The following is a 6840-nucleotide window of genomic DNA, read 5'->3' on the forward strand; positions in this document are numbered from 1 at the left end:
CGCCGGTCCCGCGGCGTCGAGCTGCTGACCGCCGTGCGGATCGAAGGCGGCCGCGGCCGCTACCCATTCGAACTCGGTCGGCAGGCGCGCACCGGCCCAGCTGGCGAAGGCGTCGGCTTCGAAGAAGCTGATGTGCGTGACCGGTGCGGCAGGGTCGATATCCTGCCAGCCCGACAGGGTGAAGCTTTGGCCGTCGCGCCAATAGGCCGGCGCCTCGATGTCCTCGGCCCGCACCCACGCCCAGCCGTCGCTGAGCCAGAGCGAGGGCGTGTGATAGCCGCCGTCGGCGATGAATTCCTGCCACTCGCCATTACTGACCGGGCGGCTGGCGAGAGCGTGGGGGGAGAGCAGCGCGTCGTGGCGAGGGCCTTCGCAGTCGAAAGCGAAGCCTTCTCCATCATGCCCGACCGCGGTCACGCCGCTTGGACCGTTGATCCATTTCATCGCGGAAAACTGCGTAACTTCACTCGCGATTCGTGTTTCCCACACGGCAGGGCCGAGCGGGTTCTGCGCGAAGAGATGCTTGAGGTCGGTAAGCAGCAGTTCCTGATGCTGCTGTTCGTGGTGGATGCCGAGTTCGACAAGCGTCAGCGCGCTCGCCGGAAGATCGGGCAGCGCGGTCTGAACCGCGGCATCGACATGCGCGCGCCAGATGCACAGCTCGTCGAGCGACGGCCGCGTCAGCAGCCCGCGGTGCGGCCGCGCGTGACGCGGCCCTTCGGCTTCATAATAGCTGTTGAAGAGATAGGGATAACGATCGTCGAACAGGCGATAGCCCGGAACATGGTCGCGCAGGGTGAAGGTTTCGAAAAACCATGTCGTGTGCGCAAGATGCCATTTGGCGGGCGAGGCGTCGGGCATCGACTGCGCGCTGGCGTCGGCGTCGGAGAGCGTCGCGACCAGATCAAGCGACAGCCGCCGGGTCGCGGCGAAGCGCCGGGCGAGGCTCTCCATCGTGTCGGTTGTCGGCGAAGCGTCGGTGCGGCTGGCCATGGTGAGACAATTCCCCGGGGTGCGATTCGGTTTCGCAGTGAAGCCAATTATGGTTACACCGCGACGAATTGTCTAGAACATTAAGGGAACATCCTAGCGTGTCGCGCCGGGTTTCCAGAGGATATCCCCGCCCGCCGCGGCGTTGAGGTGCCGCGTAAGTACGAAGAGATGATCGGACAGGCGGTTGAGATAGTTGAGCGCGAGCGGATTAAGGTCACGCGCCATACCCGCCGCGACCGCCGCGCGTTCAGCGCGGCGCGTCACCGCGCGGGCGAGGTGGAGCCGCGCAGCGGCTTCGGTGCCGCCGGGCAGGATGAAGCTGCGGAGTGCTTCGAGATCGTCGTTCATGCCGTCGATCTCGTCCTCCAGCCGGGCGATCTGGCTCGGCACGATACGCAGCGCCATGTCGTGCGGGCCGAAACCGAACTGGATGTCGGGCGGGGTCGCAAGGTCGGCGCCGAGGTCGAACATTTCGTTCTGGATGCGCGCGAGCATCGCAGCTTCGTCGCTCGCCGCATCGAGCGACGAAGCGGCGATGCCGATCCAGCTGTTCGCCTCGTCGACGTCGCCGATCGCTGCCATCAGCGCGTCGGATTTGGTGATACGCGAGCCGTCGACGAGCCCGGTGGTGCCGTCGTCGCCGGTGCGCGTGTAGATCTTGTTGAGCTTCACCATATGCGCCGGCCTATTTACCGGCGGCGAACAGGCCGATCAGCACGAGCAGGATGATGGTGATCGCCTGCCACTTCACGCGCGACATCATCATCTTGTTTTGCATCACCTGATTCTCGTGCGCGGTGCCGTCCATCTGGGCGCGGTGGCCTTGCGAGAAATAGAAGAGCCCGCGCGCGAGCGAGAAGAGGACGAAGCCGGCGGCGATCACGACACCGAGGATGAGCAGGATTTCCATAGCGCCTATCTAGGGATTTTGCAGGAAATAGCCAGCGGGAAGCCGGTCGGCCGCCAAATCGGCTGCGAGCGCGGACCCGTCGGTCCCGGCCGCACGGAGCGAGGCGAGCGACGCCGCAGCATCGCGCTTCGCGAGCCTTTTTCCGTCGGGGCCGCAGACAAGCGCGTGATGGCGATAAAGCGGCGTCGGCAGGCCGAGCAGCGCCTGGAGCAGCCGGTGAACGTCGGTCGAGGCGATCAGGTCGGCGCCGCGGATGACATGCGTCACGCCCATATTGGCATCGTCGAGCGTGCTTGCGAGATGATAGCTGGCCGGCGCATCCTTGCGCGCGAGGATAATGTCGCCGTGCGCGAGCGGGTCGGCGACGCGTGTCCCCCGCCCCGCTTCTTCCCACAGGAGATCGCCGGCCCCGGCAACCGCACGCGTGACGTCGAGCCGCCAGCAATGCGGTTCGTCGGCGAGGCGGCGTATCCGCTCGGCTTCGGAGAGATTGCGGCAGGTACCGGGATAGACGGTGCCCGAAGGTCCATGCGGGGCCGACAGGCTGGCGGCGACATCGGCGCGGGTGCAGAAGCAGGGATAGACGAGGCCGCGAGCGCTAAGGTCATCGAGCGCCGCCGCATAATCGCCGAGCCGCGCCGACTGGCGCACCGGATCGCCGTGCCATTCGAGGCCGAGCCAGGCGAGGTCGGCGAGCGACGCATCGACATATTCCGCGCGCGAACGGCTACCGTCGATATCGTCGATGCGGATCAGGAAATAGCCATCCGCCCGGCGCGCGGCATCATGCGCCAGCACTGCGCTATATGCGTGGCCGAGGTGGAGCTCGCCGGTCGGGCTGGGAGCGAAACGCGTGAACATTGTCCGTCCCATGAATCCATATGCTGTGCCGAGTCAAAGCGAATCATTCCATATGTTGCGGGCACATGCCCCCTTGACGGCAGAATCTGATGCGTCATGTAATGATGGTGTCATGCAGGAACGGCAGTGGCGCGCCATCCCGCGATCAAAAGGGGGCAGCGTTACGTAGCCATGTTCCATCCCGATCTTGCCCGGCATCCCGATAGCTGTCCGGCCCTCGTCCTCAACGCAGATTATACGCCGCTGAGCTATTATCCCCTGAGCCTCTGGCCCTGGCAGACCGCGGTCAAGGCAGTGTTTCTCGATCGCGTCACCATCGTCGAAAATTACGAGCGCGAAATTCACTCGCCGACGCGGACGATGCCGATCCCGAGCGTCATTGCACTCCGCCAATATGTGAAACCGTCGGAACATCCCGCTTTCACGCGCTTCAACCTGTTCCTGCGCGATCGTTTCGCGTGCCAATATTGCGGGTCGGGCAAGGATCTGACCTTCGATCATGTCGTGCCGCGCCGGCTGGGCGGGCGTACGACATGGGAAAATGTCGCGACCGCCTGCGCACCATGCAACCTCAAGAAGGGCGGCCGCACCCCGCAACAGGCGCATATGCCGCTCTATCGCCAGCCCTGGCGCCCGACGAGCTGGCAGCTCCAGGACAATGGCCGCGCCTTCCCGCCGAATTATCTCCACACGAGCTGGATCGACTGGCTATATTGGGATGTCGAACTCGAAGGCTGAACGGCGCATGGGCGGACGCGACAGCATGGGTTCACCTCGATGGGGCTAGGCGGCCGCCAACCATCGAAAAAAGGAGAAACACTCATGGTTCGCATTACCCGAATGCTCGCTCTCGGCGCCGTAACTGCGCCGCTGCTCGCCGCCTGCGCGACGATCATGCCGCCGTCCGAAGAGCCGGTGTCGGTCACCGGCAGCATCACCTATCGCGAACGCATGGCGCTGCCGCCGACCGCGCAGGTCGAAATCCAGCTCGCCGACGTCAGCCTGATGGACGCACCGTCGAAGACGATCGCGCAGCAGTCGTTCACCGCCGATGGCCGCCAGGTTCCCTTCGCCTTTTCGCTGACGGTCGACCAGCGCAAACTCGACCCGCGCGGCCGCTATTCGGTTTCGGCACGCATCACCGATGCGTCGGGGAAGCTGATGTTCATCACCGACACGCACAATGGCGTGACCTTCGACGGCCGCCCGCGGGTCGATCTCGGCACATTGGTGATGGTTCGCACCCGCTGACCGATGGTATCCGGCGGGCGCGCATAGCTATGCGCGCCCGTGCCGCCGCTTGACCCCGCGCCTTCGCAGGTGCAGCAAAGGCGGCCATGGGCCCGCCTATCCAGATCTCGCAAAATCCCGACATCCGCTATCTGGGGCGGATCCTCGGTGACGTCATCCGCGCCTATGGCGGCGACAAATTGTTCCGCCAGACCGAATATATCCGATCGTCGAGCGTCGACCGGCACCGCGGGATCGCGGGCGCCGAGGCGATCGACCCGGGGCTCGATGCGCTGGGGCTCGACGACACGATCGCCTTCGTGCGCGGCTTCATGCTCTTTTCGATGCTCGCGAACCTTGCCGAGGACCGGCAAGGGGTCGCGGCCGAGCCCGAAGCGACCGTTGCGGCCGCGATCGAAAAGCTGCGCGGCGATGCGATCGACGGCGATGCCATTGCCGCACTGCTGAACGCGTCGCTCGTCGCGCCGGTGCTGACCGCGCACCCGACCGAGGTGCGGCGCAAGTCGGTGCTCGACCACAAGAACCGCATCGCCGAGCTGATGCTGCTGCGCGATGCCGGGATGGACGAGACGCCCGAGGGCGATGTCGTCGAGGAGGCGATCCGGCGGCAGATCGTCCTGCTGTGGCAGACCCGTCCGCTGCGCACCGAGAAACTGTTCGTCGCCGACGAGATCGACAATGCGCTCACTTATCTCCGCGACGTCTTCCTGCCCGTGGTGCCGAAACTCTACGCACGCTGGGAAGCCGAGCTGGGGCAGCGCCCCGCGAGCTTCCTGCGCGTCGGCAGCTGGATCGGCGGCGACCGCGACGGCAATCCCTTCGTCACCGCCGAGACGATGCACATGGCGACCGCGCGCAACGCCGCGGCGGTGCTCGGCCATTATATCGACGCCGTCCACCACCTCGGCGCCGAACTGTCGGTGTCGGCAAGCCTCGCCGTCGTGCCCGAGGCCGTCGAAGCGCTGGCCGAAGCAAGCGGCGATGTGGCACCGAGCCGCCGCGACGAACCCTATCGCCGCGCCTTGTCGGGCATTTATGCGCGGCTTTGCGCCACCTATGCGCATATCGTCGGCCGCGCCCCGCCGCGCCCCTCGGCGCTGGCCGGCGCGCACTATGACACCCCCGCCGATTTCCGCCGCGACCTCGTCACCATCGCGGGCGGCCTGTCGGCGAGCGGCAAGGGGCAGTTCGCGGGCATCGGCGCGCTCGGGCGACTGGTCCGCGCGGTCGAGGTGTTCGGTTTCCACCTCGCGACGCTCGACATGCGGCAGAACAGCGCGGTGCACGAACGCGTTCTCGCCGAATTGCTCAGCGTTTCGGGCGTATGCGCCGACTATCTGGCGCTGGACGAGGAGGCACGCGTCGCGCTGCTCACCGCCGAGTTGCAAAGCGACCGGCCGCTTGCCGCGCCGTGGCATCGGTGGAGCGACGAGACCGCGGGCGAACTCGCGATCGTCCACGCCGCGGCTGACGTGCGCGCGCGGCTGGGCAATGACGCGATCTGCCAGTGGATCATCAGCATGTCGCAGGAACTGTCCGACCTGCTCGAGGTCCATGTCCTCGCGCGCGAGGCGGGGCTGTGGCGGAGCGGCGGAGACGCCGGCAAATCGAACCTGATGGTCGTGCCGCTGTTCGAGACGATCGCCGACCTCGACCGCGCGCCCGCGATCATGGCGCGCTATTTCGCGATGCCCGAAATCGGCCCGCAGATCGGCCAGCGCGGGCATCAGGAAGTGATGATCGGCTATTCGGATTCGAACAAGGACGGCGGTTACCTGACCTCGACCTGGGGATTGCATCAGGCGTCGCAGGCGCTGACCCCGGTGTTCGAGGAGGCCGACACCGCGATGCAATTGTTCCACGGCCGCGGCGGCGCGGTCGGGCGCGGCGGCGGCAGCGCCTTTGCCGCGATCCGCGCGCAGCCCGCGGGCACGGTGCAGGGGCGCATCCGCATCACCGAACAGGGCGAAGTCATCGCGGCGAAATATGGCACCGCGGCGAGCGCGGCGACGAACCTCGAGGCGATGGTGTCGGCGAGCTTGCTCGCGAGCCTCGAGCCCGAGGCGCTGAGCGACAAGGATGCGGCGCGCTTTACCGCGGCGATGGACCAGCTCTCCGATAGTGCCTTTGCCGCATATCGCGGGCTCGTCTACGACACGCCGGCGTTCAGGGATTTCTTCCGCGCGATGACGCCGATCGCCGAGATCGCGACGCTGAAGATCGGGTCGCGGCCGTCGAGCCGCACCAAGTCGAGCGCGATCGAGGATTTGCGCGCGATCCCGTGGGTGTTCAGCTGGGCGCAGTCGCGCGCAATGCTGCCCGGCTGGTACGGGACGGGCGAAGGTTTCGCGGCGTTCGAGGACAAGGCGTTGCTGGCCGACATGGCAGCGGGCTGGCCTTTCTTTGCCGCGCTGCTCGGCAATATGGAGATGGTGCTCGCGAAATCCGATATGGGGATCGCGGCGCGCTACGCCGAACTTGCCGCCAGCATCGACGGGCATGATGCAATCTTTGGCCGCATCCGCGATGGCTGGAACCGCGCGCATGACGGGCTGCTGGGCATCACGGGGCAGACGCGGCTGCTCGAGAAGAATCCGGCGCTCGAGGCGTCGATCCGGCTGCGCCTGCCCTATATCGAGCCGCTCAACCTGCTGCAGATCGAGTTGATGAAGCGCCACCGCGCGGGCGAGACCGATCCGCGGATTGCCGAGGGTATCCAGCTGACGATCAACGCGATCGCGACGGCGCTGCGGAATAGCGGATAATCAGTGAACCCCGGCGAAAGCCGGGGCCCAACGCGGCTTAAGAATTCTGGGCCCCGGCTT

The 6840-nt window shown here is 66.3% G+C and carries 7 protein-coding genes; 3 read left to right on the plus strand and 4 right to left on the minus strand.

All coding sequences use genetic code 11. The annotated features are described in order from the left end of the window. The 4 genes from egtB to gluQRS all read right to left on the minus strand — a co-directional run. Nucleotides 1-993 (minus strand): ergothioneine biosynthesis protein EgtB (gene egtB / locus VGD20_RS05945; protein ID WP_331133572.1); only part of this gene is annotated, 993 nt, incomplete at its 3' end. A gap of 93 nt (nt 994-1086) precedes the next feature. Next, entirely contained in the window at nt 1087-1668 is a 582-nt protein-coding gene (locus tag VGD20_RS05950; RefSeq protein ID WP_331133573.1) for a cob(I)yrinic acid a,c-diamide adenosyltransferase, read from the minus strand. A gap of 10 nt (nt 1669-1678) precedes the next feature. Further along, on the minus strand, nt 1679-1903 hold the full coding sequence (locus VGD20_RS05955) for an HIG1 domain-containing protein (protein WP_093510137.1): 225 nt from the start codon (nt 1901-1903) through the stop codon (nt 1679-1681). Between the two features lie 9 nt (nt 1904-1912). After that, nucleotides 1913-2764: a tRNA glutamyl-Q(34) synthetase GluQRS gene (gluQRS, locus tag VGD20_RS05960; RefSeq protein WP_331133574.1), complete on the minus strand. Its 852-nt coding sequence runs from the start codon at nt 2762-2764 to the stop codon at nt 1913-1915. A gap of 171 nt (nt 2765-2935) precedes the next feature. Here gluQRS and VGD20_RS05965 point away from each other — a divergent pair, with 171 nt between their 5' ends. The 3 genes from VGD20_RS05965 to ppc all read left to right on the plus strand — a co-directional run bounded on the left by VGD20_RS05965 (nt 2936) and on the right by ppc (nt 6780). Continuing rightward, nucleotides 2936-3502, plus strand: a complete 567-nt coding sequence (locus tag VGD20_RS05965; RefSeq protein WP_037553138.1) for an HNH endonuclease — start codon at nt 2936-2938, stop codon at nt 3500-3502. An 84-nt stretch (nt 3503-3586) separates the two neighbouring features. Beyond that, complete coding sequence (locus VGD20_RS05970; protein ID WP_331133575.1) at nt 3587-4015, plus strand: YbaY family lipoprotein; 429 nt, start codon at nt 3587-3589, stop codon at nt 4013-4015. An 86-nt stretch (nt 4016-4101) separates the two neighbouring features. Then, nucleotides 4102-6780 carry a phosphoenolpyruvate carboxylase gene (ppc, locus tag VGD20_RS05975; protein ID WP_331133576.1) on the plus strand — a complete coding sequence of 893 codons (2679 nt, stop codon included), beginning with the start codon at nt 4102-4104 and terminating at the stop codon, nt 6778-6780. The last annotated feature ends 60 nt before the right edge of the window (nt 6781-6840 follow it).

It is taken from the genome of Sphingopyxis sp., assembly GCF_036402335.1.
Lineage (GTDB): Bacteria > Pseudomonadota > Alphaproteobacteria > Sphingomonadales > Sphingomonadaceae > Sphingopyxis.